The following is a 14772-nucleotide window of genomic DNA, read 5'->3' as shown; positions in this document are numbered from 1 at the left end:
TGGAAGGCCGCTAAGCCTTTACTTACAACGAACCGTGGAACGTACGGTTGATGACGTCGATCTGTTGCTCACGTGTCAACTTGATGAAGTTGACCGCATATCCTGATACGCGGATTGTGAGTTGTGGATATTCTTCTGGATGTTCCATTGCGTCGAGAAGCGTCTCGCGGTTGAAGACGTTAACGTTCAAGTGATGTCCTTTGTGCTCTCCGCTCATGTACCCATCGAGAAGCGCCGCCAAGTTGAGTTCGCGCGCGATTTCTTCTTTTCCGAGTGCTTTCGGTACGATTGAGAACGTGTAAGAGATTCCGTCTTGTGCGTGTTCAAATGGAAGTTTCGCAACAGATGAGAGCGATGCAGCCGCACCTTTTGTATCCCGTCCATGCATTGGGTTGGCACCTGGAGCGAATGGTTCACCCGCACGACGACCGTCTGGCGTATTTCCTGTTTTCTTACCGTAGACGACGTTCGATGTGATCGTGAGGACCGATTGCGTATGAAGTGCGTCACGATATGTTTTATGTTTCCGTACTTTCTCCATGAATGATTCGACGAGTTCGACGGCGATTGCATCGACACGGTCATCATTGTTTCCGAATTTCGGGAAGTCCCCTTCTGTTTCGAAGTCGACGATGATTCCTTCTTCATTACGGATCGGTTTGACGTTTGCGTATTTGATTGCTGAAAGACTATCCGCCGTTACCGAGAGACCCGCGATCCCACAAGCCATCGTCCGTAAGATTTCAGGATCGTGAAGCGCCATTTCGATTCGTTCATACGCATATTTATCGTGCATGAAGTGAATGACGTTGAGCGTATTCACGTATAGCTCTGCCAACCAGTCGAGCGTCCGGTCAAAGTCGGCATATACTTTTTCGTACGTAAGCACGTCTTCTGTGTTCATTTCCCAAACTGGAGCGATTTGAGCACCGCTCTTCTCGTCACGACCGCCGTTCATGCTATAAAGGAGAGCCTTCGCCATGTTGGCACGCGCACCGAAGAACTGCATTTGTTTCCCGATCTTCATCGGTGACACACAACATGCGATGCCGTAGTCATCACCGAATTGTGGCATCATCAAGTCATCGTTCTCATATTGAATAGCCGAAGTTTCAATCGACATTTTCGCACAGTATTGTTTGAATCCTTCTGGAAGTTTCGTCGACCAAAGGACCGTCAAGTTTGGTTCTGGAGCTGGTCCGAGGTTCGTGAGTGAATGCAAGAACCGGAATGAACTCTTCGTGACGTTCGAGCGACCGTCTTGACTCATCCCACCGATTGATTCTGTCACCCAAGTCGGGTCACCTGAGAATAATTCATTGTAGTCCGGTGTCCGTAAGAATTTGACGATTCGAAGTTTCATGATGAAGTGGTCAACGATTTCTTGGACGTCTGATTCTGTTAAGCGACCCATTTCAAGGTCACGTTCAGCGTACACGTCAAGGAAGGTCGAGACGCGACCGAGTGACATCGCGGCACCGTTTTGTTCTTTGATGGCAGCAAGATACGCCAAGTATACCCATTGATATGCTTCTTGCGTATTTTCCGCAGGACGACCGAGGTCAAATCCATAAGCGGCCCCGAGTTGTTTAAGTTCTTGGAGGGCACGAAGTTGTTCCGATAGTTCTTCGCGGTCACGGATGTCCGATTCAGATAAGAAACCGCCACGTTTTGCCAAGTCTTTTTTGCGTTCTGCCATCAAGAAGTCGATTCCATAAAGGGCGACACGACGGTAGTCACCGATGATGCGTCCGCGTCCGTATGCATCGGGAAGCCCTGTGATGATTCCTGATTTACGAGCGGCCCGCATTTCTGGTGTATAGGCATCGAAGACACCTTGGTTATGTGTTTTACGAATCTCTGAGTAAATTTTTGTGATTTCTTCGTCTGGCTCGAAACCATATGATTCGAGTGCCGCATCGACCATACGGATGCCGCCATTCGGGTGAATCGAACGTTTGAACGGCTCATCCGTCTGAACGCCAACGACTTTCTCTAACTCTTTGTTTAAGTAACCTGGTCCATGCGACACAATTGTCGATGGTGTGTGTTGATCGACGTCCCAGACGCCTCCACGTTCACGCTCTTCTTTTGTTAGTTCCATCACACGATTCCAAAGAACGTTTGTCGCTTCAGTCGGACCTGCTAAAAACGTATCGTCTCCTGTGTACTCATGACGGTTCAAACGGATAAATTCACTGACATTCACTTCATTCGTCCACTGACCAGGGATAAAACCTGACCATGCGGATTTGATTTCGGTTGCCATGTTGATTCACTCCTCATTCTCGAAAGTAACTGCGTGTTATCTATACTGTGAGTGTACGTGAAAACGTGAACAATATGTTTTACATTCTTGTGAAACTTGTAACAATCTTATGAACGTGATGAAACAGCCGTTATTGAAAGCGTTTTACAAACTGTTATATCCGCTAGTTTATATAGTTTGAAACAGATGATTCCCAATTAGATAACGTTTACCTATCATCTGTACTAATTTGATTGTTCTGTGACGAACTATACAGTTTTTAAGGTGATTAATCTCACATCACTCGGTTAGAACTTGAATTTTTGTGTCGTATCAGACACAATGAAGGCAGAACATTGTATAAGAGGAAGGGGTTCTACTCATGACGTATGAACCATTAACAGCAAATCATGCCTTTCAGGTTGGCGATCGCATCTCATTAAAGGTCGATGAGGCTGGCGAAAAGCGTGACGGATTTATCACAGAATTTGAAGACGGAGGGTTTTGGATCCGCTTCGATGATGACATCGAGAACGAAGATTTTATCGATTATCGCGATCAGCTACTCGCCGCACTTTTGTCGCGTCCAATCCATGTCATTACGACACATCCGGAACTGAAACCGTTCGAGAACATGACGGCCGAGTTACAGTATCGCGTTTATCAAGGATTCACGATTGAGAAAGTTGAATTGACAGCAGAAGGTGCAGACGCCCACATCCAACTCATCGAAGACGGTCAGACGTATACACAGACGTTACGTTCTTCCATGGAAGATGGTCAGGAGCATGTTCGCTATATTTGACGAGGGAGCGCTGTCGCTTCCTTTGTTTTTGCCTAAAGATAAGGAGACCGAATATGAATTTTACAAAACCTTTTATTAACGAAACGTGGGATCGGATGGGCTTCAGTGAGCCGATGCCGGTCCAAAAAGAAGCGTTTCCCCTACTATTAGATGGAAAAGACGTGACAATCGAGGCACCAACCGGAACGGGTAAGACACTCGCCTACCTCCTTCCAGCCATTGAAAAGATCGACCCATCGAATGACCGCATCCAAGTCGTTGTCGTCGCCCCGACCCGTGAACTTGTCATGCAGATTCAACAAGTCGCACAACGTTTCACCGAAAAAGGCGACGTCCGCATCGGTTCGTTCATCGGTGGTGTCGAATTGAAACGTCAAATCGACCGAATCAAGAAGAAGCCACATTTGATCGTTGGGACACCAGGTCGTCTCGTCGAGTTGATCGACAAGAAAAAACTGAAGCTCCACGAGACACATACCGTCATTTTAGATGAGGCCGACCAAATCATCGACAGCGGTTTGACAGAGGCGGCAGAGCGCATCATCAAGCATACTGCGCATGAGCGTCAACTTGCACTCGTCTCGGCAACACTCACCGATTCACTCCAAGAGTGGGCGTCACCATTCATGAACGAGCCGGCACATATCAAAATCGAACGTGCTGTCAGTGATCAAGTGACGTACGGCTATCTGTTGACGACACGCCGGTATAAACCGGAACTTCTTCGTCGTCTTTCACACGTCGACGGTGTGAAGGCACTCGCCTTCATCAACAACCGCTCGTTCTTGCCACCGCTTCGCGGAGAACTTGAAAAGTTGAAAGTGAACTACCGGATGCTCGACAGCTTAAAAGGGAAGCGCGAACGCGTCGAGACGCTCCGCGAATTCCGTAAAGGCGAATACCCGCTCCTTATCACGACTGGTCTTGCTGCACGCGGTCTCGATATTGAAGATGTGACACACGTCGTCCATTTCGACTTACCGGAGTCAATTGATGACTTCATCCACCGTTCTGGCCGTACCGCTCGTGGTAACGCGGGAGGGACTGTCCTTTCACTCGTGACGACGGATGACCTGCCGCACTTGAAATCGTTCGCGCGTCAACTCGGTGTCGAGTTGAAAGAGCTCGAAATCTATCGCGGTGACGTGATTGAGAAACGGATTGAGGAGAAGCCTCCTGTCGTCAAACGTCCTGCGAACAAGCGAGGACCGCGCCGATGAAAAAAGACCGGAAAGTAATTCCCTTCCCTTTGCTCGTCGAAGAGTCCGAATTGCTTGCCGAACTGAAAAAGTTGTATGAGCAAGCGGCTCTCGCGCGAAGCACACAATGGACGAACTATATTCAAGAGATCGCATCGGAAGGGACATGGCACTTAAAAGATGCCGAACTCTTCCGTGACCTCTTCATCGATTGGGCCGTCTTCTTTGAGACGGATGAGGACGGGATGACACCCCATGGTCGCTACTTGGCAGACCATAAGAGCGACATGTCCCCTGCCCTCTATCACGCACTCCGTGGATTAGCCGTTCCGCGTTGTAGCATCTTTGAAGTGACGGAGGGCGGTCAGTTGAAAGACTGGGAGTCCAAAGAGACATACGCTGTTCAGTTACCAGAAGAACGTGAGACCGGCGACCTCGTCCTCGGGAAGTTACTCGATATCCGAGGTAGTTGGCGTTTCGGTTCTGCGTTTCTCGCCTTACCTGCGAAGATGTCTGGGAATGTCGCCGATCTGTATATCGACTTTACAGATGAAGTCGGTCCCGGTGCCTTTTTGGAGCAGTTCCCGGAGTTCTGCGCGGAACTGATTGACTTGTTGCTGGATTTAGAAGAAGGCGTCATCATACCGAAACCATCAAAATAAGCAAAGGGCCGCGGCCCTTTGCTTATTTTTGTCTGACATCTACGTCAATCTGTTTGAGCATGTCACGCGCTTCTTCGTTTTCAGGCGTGATCGCCGCACTCGAGATTTGTTTCCCATCCTCGTATACATCGATGACGACACCGTCTTTCGCTTGGCGCGTTTGGTACAGGCGACCATTTTCATAGAAGGCGTGATCCACTGAATCGAGAACTTTACGAGTCATCTGCTTCCCGGTGTTCAAGTCGATGACGACTTCCTCGCCATCCTCATTTAAGGCGAACAGGTGGTGACCCGACACTGTATGATCCCAAAAGTCCTGACCTTCAGCCAATTGAACAACTTTACCCGTTTTTGTATCGTAAGCGAAGAGTCCTGGGTTCGGATCCTCAACATTGATTTCCTCTTCTCCTTCTCGGATCACTTCGTACGAGCTGACACCGACAGAGATGTAACGAGTTTCTGTCACTTGAGAGGATACATCGGTAGCGTAAAAACGATTCGTATTGATGACATGGGTGATAAATCCTTTGTCCATATTCACTTCTTTGACCGACACCTCATTCATCGCTTGATCAAACGTGGCGAGCATCGTTTTTTCTTCACCGTCGTATCCATCTCGATAGATTAAGTTTAACTGACTATCATTCAGAAATACGCCTGACCATACCCCGTTCACGATGTCGTATATTTTTGAATCACTGGCATCGAACGAAAACGTCGATAACTTTTCTCCATCTTCTTGTGTAAATACGATGAGCTCTTTCATCCCATTCTGACCGACCCCGATGTATCCATCCTCTGTTCGAATCGATTCCGCATACGTCATTCCGTTCATTTGTCGATGAATCGAACGTTCTCCCTCATTCAAACGTTCACGATATCGCAGTCCCTCAGCAATATAATTCAAGTTTGACGTGATACGACTCTCATCCGTCGTCACTTCAAACCACTGTGCAACATCGTCCTCTGTGCCATACGTGACCTCTACCACCGCGTCTTCCCACACAGATGGATTCGAACTGATGTCTAACGCCCATTCTGCTTTCGGTTCTGTCGCATCAACGGCAAACGTCCCAAGCCCAATCACGATGACCGCACCGAGCGCGGCCATATTCCACATTCGTTTCATCTTCTCACCTCACACATTCAATTTCGTCTGTAAAAATCTTCGACTTAGCCAAATCGTCACACTCGTCCATACCATCAATACCACACCGACATACACAATCGTCTCATCGTAAATTAGTCGATTCGACAAGAACGCGTAACCTAAAACTGGAATAGTAAAGATGACAACTAGAATTGACAAGCTAAGTACCGGTGACCAGATCGTCCACTGCCAGAAACTCCGTTCAATCAACACAAATGTGAAAACAAATAGGACAACGATGACAATAAATACTTGATGAATGATAAAGTTGATGAGCGAAGAAGGATACATCAGAGACAATATTCCCTGATACGACAGTGTTTGTTCAAATGATCCTTGAGTCGGAATCATCTTGTCATCGAACCAACTCGTGAACGCTATGTACTGCAATTTAAGGGCAATCCACTCAATGGCAAATAGTCCTAACGTCATCATTAAAATAGTGCAAAGTTTAGCGAAAATGATGACCATCCGTTTTTGTGGCATCGTGAGTAGTCGCAACATAAACGTCCCACGTCCTTGAAAATCGCGATACCAAATCCATGCACTGTATAATAACACCACTGCGACCGCAATGCCGAGCGACAGGAGATAAGGTGTATCTCCAAGGTAGTCTGAAAATGACAATTGATAGTCCGCATTTCCTTCACGTCGCAACTGTTCATAAAAGTTTGTTTCGTCCCATAAAAAGTAACCGAGATATCCAAACTGTATAACGATAAGACCTGCGACTAATGTCAAGAACGGTTTCGTGACACGTTCAACTTCCCAACTCAATAGTTTCAATAGATTCATGCCCCGTACTCCTCTCTCATCACATCGACGATCGACTTCCCGTGAATGAAACGGACATCCTCGACGTCAAACTCACGAACGATGCGTCCGTTATTCAACATGACTACCTTGTCGATCAAGTACTCGATATCCTCTATTTCATGTGTCGTAATGAGGACGCCCCGGCTCTCCATGATTTCACTTGAGAACAGTTCAACAATCTGTTCTTTCGAAAAGACATCGATTCCTGAGAACGGCTCATCGAGCAATAGATAATCTGGGTCTTGGGCAATGCCGAGCGCAAGATTCGCTTTGGCGAGCGTCCCTTTCGATAACTCGCTCAACTTATCTTCCGGGAATAATTTAAAATCTTCGACGAGACGAGCAAATAATGCCGAATCAAATGTCGGATAGAAATCTTTCATAAACGCTTCACATTGCTCAATCGTGAAATGAATTGGGAACATCGCATGGTCGGCGACAAAGGCGACACGATTCAAATCAATTGGTTTTCCATCAATCAATACCGAACCTTTATCAAAAGGTGTCAATCCCATGATGCCCTTCAATAACGTTGATTTCCCCGTCCCGTTCAGCCCGATCAGGCACGTGATTTCCCCTTTTTTCGCTGTGAACGAAACGTCTTCAATAACTTGTTTCCGGCGATAGCGCTTTTTAACTCCCAACACTTCGATCATCGTACGTCCCCTCCTTGTACTGACGTTTAATCTTATCGACCAGCTCGTCTACCGAGACGTCGAGTTCTTGAATCGCTTCCACAAATACCGCGACCGCGTCATCTACAATCTCAGAGCGGATTTTTGCCAATACCGTACCATCTGTCGTTACACGACTCGGTCGATTTCGTTCGGTCGTAATCAATTGTTGGTCCTCCATTTCTTTGAACGCTTTTTGAACGGTGTTCGGATTAATTTTTAAATCGTTCGCTAGTTCTCGCCGGGATGGCATTTCATCCCCGGCTTTCAGTTTACCGAGTGCCATCTTCTTCTTGAAGTAGTCGACGACTTGTAGGTAAACTGGTGTCCTCGTATTGAATTGCATGTTCATCACCTTTCTAAGTGTATGACATGGTTAATACACTTTCTAACTGTATTATTAGCGTAATACACTAAGACGTCAATCATTTTTTCAAATTTTCTCCAAACAAAAAACATCTGACACGTGCGTCAGATGTTAAAACGTTCAGTCAGAGCACGCTATCTGCCCCTCTTTTCGGGTCGACGTCCCGAAGATACAAATTTTCTCCTGGCCAGTACCGGCGCTTGTATTTCTCAAGCCGTGTTGTCGGATCACCGAGGTATGTATCCCGGTTCAAAACTCGCTCGTACCGAACTTTTCGGGGACAGTCGAGATAAATCACATAGTCGAAATAAGAACGCCATTCAGGACGTTGTAGAAAAATCCCTTCTACGACAACCGTATGCGCGAACGATACGTCCACGATCTCTTCTGCGATGACATCTCGTTCATACACGTAACGAGGTAACGTCAATTCCGTCATCCCATTCCTCAATGGACGAAACAGTTCACGTTCTAAGCGCGAGACATCCCATTGAAGTGCGTAATACTCCACCGGTTCGGGCTTTCCGGTCTGATAGCGTCTGTCCCGTTCAACGATATAGTCATCGATGTGAAGAACGTAAACACTCGGCTCATTGCTCAAATGTGAGACGAGCGTTGTCTTGCCCGCTCCGCTCAGTCCATCAATCGCCACGACAAACGGTCGATTCTCTGAGTGCATCGAACGCGCCGCACGGATGACGTCTACTATGTTCATATCGTTCCTCCTCACACAAAAGAAGTCAGCTCACGAATGAGCTGACTTCAGTTTACCAGAGTACCCAACCACGCGCTCCTGGAGGCGCACTCTCAATCAAGTGCCAGATTGGAACGGTGTATGCAAATGCGATCAAGACGAACGTCACGGTAATCCATAGCTTCCAATTCTCGAAGTAACGCGGTGTATCCATCGCCGCCTCTTCTGTCTCGGCGAGCGGGAATTCTTCTTCGCCTTTTGGAGCGAGGAATGACAAGTTGAACATCGAGTAGACGAAGATGAGAACAGAGATGAACAAAATCGTTCCCCCGATTGCCATCATGACATGATATGGGATCCACTCACGCGTCAACGCATCCGAGAAATAAGTTGCCGGACCCGTACGACGTGGGTTCCCGTTCAATCCTGAGATATGCATTGCATAGGACATGATCGCCATACCGAACGCCCATGTTCCTGCTTGAATCAATCCAAGCTTGTTCATCGCCTTCGTCAACGTGCGACCGCGTAGGACTGGGACGAGCCAGTACGCTGTTCCGAAGAACGTCAAGGCGACGGCAGTACCTACTGTGATGTGGAAGTGTCCTGTGACCCAAAGCGTATTGTGGACCATTGCATTCAATTGGTGCGAAGCATTGATGATTCCACCTGCACCGGCCGGGATGAAGAACAACATCCCAACGAAAGGAGCAAGGAAGCGAACGTCACCATATGGCATTTTCTTCACCCATCCGAACAGTCCTTTCGCGCCGAGCGCACGTCCACGAAGTTCGAACGTCGCAAAGAGCGAGAATGCTGTCATAAATGATGGGATGACGACCAAGAACGTCAAGATGACTTGAACGAACTTCCAGAACGGTTCAATCCCTGGCTCTGTCAACTGATGGTGGAAACCGACCGGGAATGAGAAGAGTAAGAACAGCAAGAACGCCATCCGCGCCAACGCATCCGAAAAAATCTTCCCACCGATCACTTTCGGTACGACCGTATACCACACGATATATGCCGGCATGAGCCAGAAATAAACGAGCGGGTGACCGAAGTACCAGAACAATGTACGAGATAACTCGATTCCAACTGTATCCGTCCATCCTAACGAGAGCGGAAGGAGTTGGAATAAAATCGTGGCTGCGACACCAAGTGTCGCAATGTCCCAAAGAAGCATCGTCATGATACTCATATAAGCCGGAAGTGGTGGATGAACACCAGGGTTGTCACGCTTGTAATCCGCATACATGCGGAACATCGCGAAAGACGACAACCATGTCCCGACTACGAATAACACGAGTCCGACATAGAAGAGCGGATCTGCCATGAGCGGCGCATAAAACGTATATAAGACCGTCCCTTTATTCGCCAAAATCATGACGGTTACCATGACAGCACCGATGATGATCGTCCAAAAACCGAGCCACGCGACACGCGTCGGGAATGCTTCAAAGCGACCGAACGATTTCGCAAGTAACGCATATAAAAGACCGATAATGAACATCGTCGTAAAGACGAGTCCAAGCATGATTCCGTGTGCAGTCAGAAGTTGATAGTATCCAAAGATTTCAGGAATGACACCCGTCCGAATCAATGTCTGAGTCAATCCAGCTAGCGCCCCAATCAAGATGGCGAGAACGGATACGAGAACGTGTCCGTAGGCAAGACGTGACTCTTTGGCTCCGATACTCGGAACCGGTACGCCGCGCTCCATCTCCCATTGCTTCAGTTTAGATGATACGTCATTCATTTATTCCACCACCTTGATTTTAGTCGACATCATGTGATGCCCTGTACCGCAATATTCGTTACACAAGATTAAAAATTCGCCAGCTTCCTCGAATGTGTACGTCAACGAGTTGATATGTCCCGGAATGATCATCATGTTGACCGGTGTACCCGTCAACTGAAATCCGTGGACAACGTCAGGTGATGTCACGAGGAACGTCACTTTTGCCCCTTTTGGGATTTCAACATTCCCTGGTGTGAACGTAAACGCTTGCGCAATCATGACGAGCTCGTACTCATTTTCACCAATTTTATGAAGTCCTGGTTTGTCGAACGGAGCCGTCTGATTTACTTTTGCCGGGTCAATCAAGTCTGCATCCGATGCGGGTTGATTACCTGCCGCGAATGCGGATACCCCGAGAACAGTCAGGAAGACTGCGAGTAGAATGATGCCGAATGTAAGCCAATATTTTTCTAGTTTATGAATATGCATGATGAGACCCTCCTCCCTGAATTCTTATCGAGTGACGAATAAGTAAAAGACTGATGACCACATGGCGATGATGACACCCGCCACGATCATGACCGATGTGAACGTTCCTTTTAAATTCGGTTCTTGTCCATCTTTATGTTCCACGTGTAAGACCCCTTTCGCTTGTTTTTCCACCTTTATTGTATGCAATCGCTCAGGCGATAATATGTGATATTTATCACTCCAAAAGTGACAATCACATCAATTTTGCGTAGTTTCAACACATAAAGTTCACATTTGTACAAAACCAATCCACAAAAAAACCGCCTCCACATGGGGCGGTTTACAAACGACATATTCCTGCCGGGCAACCTTCGCAATGGCATAACTCTTTTAAAAAGTCGACATCGCGAATGATGATTGATTTCGTTGTTGTGCTGATGACTCCTTCTTTTCTCCACTGACTGATCAATCGGTTCACCGTCTCACGCGGTGCTCCAATCAGTTGTCCGAGTTCTCCGTCAGACGGATGACGAGGAATCACGATTGCATCTTCTTCCTCCACTCCATGCATCGCGGCCATTCGAAGTAACGTCGAAGCCAATGCCCCTGGTTTTCCGTACAACAATAAGTCACGCACTTTCATCTCGGAGTGCTTACGCATCATCGACGTCCAGCGCAAGATTTCTCCGGCAAAACGGATATCGCGCTGCATGAGCGACTCTAATTCTCGTTTTGAAATCGTCCCGATTGTACTCTCTTCGGTCGTTTCGATGCTATACGAACTAGGGAATGTCTCCGCGATGTCAAACTCACCAAAGAAATCATCCGATCCATACATGAACATGACGAGTGGATTTCCCTTTTTCGTAATTTTCGTGAATTTGACAGATCCACTCTTCAAGTAAAAGAACTTATCACACTTTTCACCTTCCCAACACACGATACTCGCTTTTGGGTGATGTTGAAGCGTCATCATTTCGAGTAACAGCTGTTTCGTTTCATCTGAGAATACAAAACTGTTCGGTTGGGTCGTTCCACATTGCATTGACATAGGTCGGTGCTCCCTCCACGTTTCATTCGTCCGTTCCATTTATGACTTTATTATACAGGAGTGTGACAGGGAGTATCATAAAAGTATGTGACATTTCAAACAACCTTTTGAAAATAAAAAGATTCGGGTGCGACCCCGAATCTCTTGATCGATTCATCGTTGAATCAGTCGAATCAATTGTTCAGCCGGTTTGAAGTTCGGATACCGGACCGGTAAATCAAATTTCGTCGTATTCTTTAAAATAGACTTCGCATGACTGAACGTCTCAAAACTCGTTCGACCATGATAAGCCCCCATTCCGCTCTCGCCCACTCCACCGAACGGTAGATTCGGATTCGTCAAATGCATGATGACATCATTCACGCACCCGCCTCCAAAGGAAAGGTGCTTCATGACGGTTCTCTCCACTTCCTTCGACTCGCTAAAGAGATAGAGAGCCAATGGGTGTGGTCGGTCTGAGATGAACTCGATTACTTCGTCCAATTGACGATATGGAATGACTGGTAAAATCGGACCGAAAATCTCATCTTTCATCACATCAGCATCTTCATGAAGATTTGTCATGACGGTCGGCGCAATTTTAAGCTCATCTCGGTTCGTCTCTCCACCGAACACAAGGTCCCCTTCTGTCAAATAGTGAGACAAACGGTCGAAGTGCGGTTCATTGACGATACGCGTGTATCGTTTCGTGCCGACACCATTCCCGAACATCGCAAACGCCTCTTGTTTAATCGCTTCTAAAAATGCGTCTTGTTGCGATTCGTGGACGAGCACATAGTCTGGTGCGACACATGTTTGACCGGCATTCATCCATTTCCCCCAGGCGACACGTTTTGCCGCAATGGAGACGTTCGCATCTCCGTGAACGATGACTGGTGATTTCCCACCTAGTTCGAGCGTGACTGGTGTCAGATGCTTCGCTGCCGCCTGATTGACGATTCGCCCGACTTGCGTCGATCCCGTGAAGAAGATGTAATCCCATTTTTGTGCCAACAGCTCTTGCGCTGTGTCTTTATCCCCTTCGACACTTGCCACATATCGATTGGTGAAGGCACGCTCGAGCACCTGCGTCAGGACACGCGCAACATTCGGCGTCAATTCTGAAGGTTTGACAACAGCTGTATTCCCTGCGGCAATCGCACCAATGAGCGGAGCAACAGCCAATTGGAATGGATAATTCCATGGAGCGATGATCAACACCGTACCGTACGGCTCATACTGAATCTCACTCTTCATCCCAAGATGAATCGCCGTCCCACGGACACGCTTCGGACGCATCCACCGCTTCAATTCACGCATCGTTCGTGAAATCTCATCGTAAATAAATCCGATTTCTGTCGTATACGCATCCAATTCGGATTTGTTCAAATCTTCGCGAAGTGCCTCAAGCAAATCCGCTTCATAATGCTTAATGGACTCCTTTAAAAACGTCAGCATGCTCAAACGAAATGCCATCGATTTTGTCGCCTGTGTTTTAAAGAAACGGCGCTGTTTTTGGACTAGCTCGTCAATCGTCAACTGTTCAATCGGTGCCAGCATGAACTTTCCTCCTTAATGATTCATCACATTTATCTCATTTTATCATCGTGTGAAACGTGAATCTAAAAAAACGCTTTCATCAACCTACTATAATACAAAGCGTTTAAATGTTTAAACGCTTAATCGTAGAGTAAGTGATTGCTTCCCTCGTGTCAAAACATCCGTACTCTTTTTCGCGCGCTGATTAGAAAGAGCAGGCTTGCGCTCCCTAAAATCAAGCCGGTCAGTGTGAACTGCTGGACGATCGAGAGTGGAAGAACACTTAAGAATGATGACCCCGCTACCGTTCCGAGAGAGAAAAAGGCATAGAACGCCCCGTATGCTTTCCCTCGATTTTGTGGAGAGGTCGATTGGATCAACAACGTATTAATGGCCGGGAATAAAATGGCAAACCCGACACCATATAAGGCAAGTACCCCATACAGGCTAGTTTGTACACCCGATTGTCCAATTAACACCTGGCTTATCCCGATGATAGCCACCCCAAGTGCGGTCAACTTTGTCGGAGAGAATCGATCAAACAATCGGTTCGTCGGCAATAAAAAGAACAGGACGGCTACCACGCCGAACATACTGAGCAATGTCCCGCTCAATCGTGAATCATATCCAAGTTCCTGCACATGGAGCGGCAGTAAAAAGGCGAGCGCCCCTTGAGAAAACATGAGGAAAAAAGCGCCCCAATAGGCACGAAGCACTTTCGGATCCGGTTTTTCCCGTGTCCTCTCTTTTTCTATTATTGTCTCGACCTTTTGACTTCCTCGCATTGTCACAATCGTCACGATGAGAATCACCCAACCGAATAAAGAGACGAATAAAAAGACAGTTGGTGGCGATGTGATGCTTGCGACGATACCGCTGAATGCTGGACCGATAATGGCAGCTAACCCGACGAAACTACCGGTAATGGCGACTTTCTTACCTTGACGGTTCATCGCGGTGACGTTCGCCGACAGCGTAAATGCAGCTGGGACGATGAGTCCGGCCATAAAGCCATGAATACACCGTACAAACAGCAACATGGATGCTGAGTCGACGAACTGATAAGCCAATAAACTGAAGCTCGTCAGAAACAAGCCGAGAACCAAAACCCGATATGGACCATTTCTGTCAGTCCATATACCAGATAACATATTTCCAAACGTGTTCGTCAACGAATAGATTGCAATGGATAAGCCAGCGATAAACGAAGATGCCCCAACGGATACCGCAAACGTGCTCATGATCGGAAGTTGGGCGAACAAATCAAAAAAGGCAAAAAATACGATGGCATATAATATAAAACGTGGTGGAGTTTTCATCGGACAATTCCTCTTTTCCGTGATCTTATTCTTAGTCTAGCTGGAGCTCCAACCGTT

The 14772-nt window shown here is 47.3% G+C and carries 15 protein-coding genes; 3 read left to right on the top strand and 12 right to left on the bottom strand.

The window, feature by feature from the left end; translation table 11 throughout:
- Window positions 1–22: 22 nt before the first annotated feature.
- The gene (gene pflB / locus KNO68_RS12930; protein WP_078146345.1) at window positions 23–2269 is read right to left on the bottom strand and encodes a formate C-acetyltransferase; all 2247 of its coding nucleotides are present in this window, start codon (window positions 2267–2269) and stop codon (window positions 23–25) included.
- A 361-nt stretch (window positions 2270–2630) separates the two neighbouring features.
- Between pflB and KNO68_RS12925 the strand changes: the two genes are divergently transcribed.
- From KNO68_RS12925 to KNO68_RS12915, 3 genes are read left to right on the top strand one after another with little or no spacing between them, the layout of a single operon-like run.
- Window positions 2631–3053, top strand: coding sequence for a hypothetical protein (locus tag KNO68_RS12925; protein ID WP_015880830.1), 423 nt, complete (start codon window positions 2631–2633; stop codon window positions 3051–3053).
- Window positions 3054–3106: 53 nt separating this feature from the next.
- Window positions 3107–4273: a DEAD/DEAH box helicase gene (locus KNO68_RS12920; RefSeq protein WP_078146344.1), complete on the top strand. Its 1167-nt coding sequence runs from the start codon at window positions 3107–3109 to the stop codon at window positions 4271–4273.
- Window positions 4270–4914, top strand: a complete 645-nt coding sequence (locus KNO68_RS12915; RefSeq protein ID WP_214818441.1) for a hypothetical protein — start codon at window positions 4270–4272, stop codon at window positions 4912–4914. Before KNO68_RS12920 ends, KNO68_RS12915 begins: the two co-directional genes overlap by 4 nt.
- Window positions 4915–4936: 22 nt before the next feature.
- Here KNO68_RS12915 and KNO68_RS12910 read toward each other — a convergent pair whose 3' ends face one another.
- From KNO68_RS12910 to KNO68_RS12860, 11 genes are all read right to left on the bottom strand, one after another.
- Window positions 4937–6043: a hypothetical protein gene (locus KNO68_RS12910; protein WP_214818443.1), complete on the bottom strand. Its 1107-nt coding sequence runs from the start codon at window positions 6041–6043 to the stop codon at window positions 4937–4939.
- 9 nt (window positions 6044–6052) lie between these two features.
- Window positions 6053–6859: a hypothetical protein gene (locus KNO68_RS12905; protein ID WP_214818445.1), complete on the bottom strand. Its 807-nt coding sequence runs from the start codon at window positions 6857–6859 to the stop codon at window positions 6053–6055.
- Window positions 6856–7536 carry an ATP-binding cassette domain-containing protein gene (locus tag KNO68_RS12900; protein ID WP_215112574.1) on the bottom strand — a complete coding sequence of 227 codons (681 nt, stop codon included), beginning with the start codon at window positions 7534–7536 and terminating at the stop codon, window positions 6856–6858. The genes KNO68_RS12905 and KNO68_RS12900 overlap by 4 nt, the downstream gene beginning before the upstream one ends.
- Window positions 7514–7906, bottom strand: coding sequence for a GntR family transcriptional regulator (locus tag KNO68_RS12895; protein WP_214812748.1), 393 nt, complete (start codon window positions 7904–7906; stop codon window positions 7514–7516). The genes KNO68_RS12900 and KNO68_RS12895 overlap by 23 nt, the downstream gene beginning before the upstream one ends.
- A 139-nt stretch (window positions 7907–8045) precedes the next feature.
- Window positions 8046–8636 carry a kinase gene (locus KNO68_RS12890; RefSeq protein WP_214689168.1) on the bottom strand — a complete coding sequence of 197 codons (591 nt, stop codon included), beginning with the start codon at window positions 8634–8636 and terminating at the stop codon, window positions 8046–8048.
- Between the two features lie 52 nt (window positions 8637–8688).
- Entirely contained in the window at window positions 8689–10374 is a 1686-nt protein-coding gene (locus tag KNO68_RS12885) for a b(o/a)3-type cytochrome-c oxidase subunit 1 (protein ID WP_078146337.1), read from the bottom strand.
- Complete coding sequence (locus KNO68_RS12880) at window positions 10375–10845, bottom strand: cytochrome c oxidase subunit II (RefSeq protein ID WP_078146336.1); 471 nt, start codon at window positions 10843–10845, stop codon at window positions 10375–10377. It lies immediately after the preceding gene.
- Window positions 10846–10869: 24 nt separating this feature from the next.
- Window positions 10870–10989 carry a cytochrome c oxidase subunit 2A gene (locus KNO68_RS12875; protein ID WP_224863290.1) on the bottom strand — a complete coding sequence of 40 codons (120 nt, stop codon included), beginning with the start codon at window positions 10987–10989 and terminating at the stop codon, window positions 10870–10872.
- A 178-nt stretch (window positions 10990–11167) separates the two neighbouring features.
- Complete coding sequence (locus tag KNO68_RS12870) at window positions 11168–11878, bottom strand: Crp/Fnr family transcriptional regulator (RefSeq protein WP_078146335.1); 711 nt, start codon at window positions 11876–11878, stop codon at window positions 11168–11170.
- A gap of 153 nt (window positions 11879–12031) precedes the next feature.
- Window positions 12032–13417 (bottom strand): aldehyde dehydrogenase, encoded by a 1386-nt coding sequence (locus KNO68_RS12865; protein ID WP_078146334.1) that lies wholly within the window; start codon window positions 13415–13417, stop codon window positions 12032–12034.
- 152 nt (window positions 13418–13569) lie between these two features.
- Entirely contained in the window at window positions 13570–14715 is a 1146-nt protein-coding gene (locus KNO68_RS12860) for an MFS transporter (protein ID WP_078146333.1), read from the bottom strand.
- Window positions 14716–14772: the final 57 nt, after the last annotated feature.

Origin of the sequence: Exiguobacterium sp. s75 (genome assembly GCF_018617145.1) — a bacterium.
Classification (GTDB): Bacteria; Bacillota; Bacilli; order Exiguobacteriales; family Exiguobacteriaceae; genus Exiguobacterium; species Exiguobacterium profundum.
This window is presented reverse-complemented; position numbering and strand designations above follow the sequence as displayed.